This window comes from Mycobacterium gordonae (assembly GCF_001417955.2).
Taxonomy (GTDB): Bacteria; Actinomycetota; Actinomycetes; order Mycobacteriales; family Mycobacteriaceae; genus Mycobacterium; species Mycobacterium gordonae_B.
The window spans coordinates 1-528 of record NZ_LKTM01000270.1 but is presented as its reverse complement, the minus strand read 5'-3'; the positions used below and the strand labels follow the sequence as shown (position 1 = coordinate 528).

Below are 528 nucleotides of genomic sequence, written 5' to 3'. Positions count from 1 at the left end.
TTCGACTGCACAAAGCCGCCGCCGCCGCCGTCCCCGCCCACGCCGGTGGTGCTGGTGCCTCCCGCGCCGCCGGTCCCCCCGACGGCGTCAACGATAGAGGCGCTGTTGAAGATGAAGACCTCGCCGCCACTCCCCCCTGCCCGCCGTCGCCACTGTTGCCGGTACCGCCCATGCCGCCGGTGCCCCCAGTGACGGTCCCCGTTCCGGAGGTGGACGCAGCGCCGCCGCCGCCACCATTTCCGCCGGTGGTGCCCTCACCGCCGGCCCCGCCGTTTCCGCCGGTGGCGGTAGCCGCGGAATACGCATGGCCGCCATGGCCGCCCGCCCCGCCGGTGCCGGTGGTGCCGCCACTGGTGCCGGGCGCGCCGGCCCCGCCGGTGGCGATTCCGGTTCCGCTTTGCGCATTGCCTCCGTTTCCGCCGGCGCCGCCGCCCGCGCCGCCGGTCCCGCCGGGCGCGCCAGCGCCGCCGGTGGCGGCTCCGGATCCGTAGTTCTCCGCCGAACCGCCGCCGCCGCCGGCTCCGCCGG

General features: G+C 77.8%; 1 pseudogene. It reads right to left on the bottom strand.

Annotated features, from left to right (window positions below):
- Positions 1-528, bottom strand: a pseudogene (locus AO501_RS38260) (PE family protein); the annotation flags it as partial.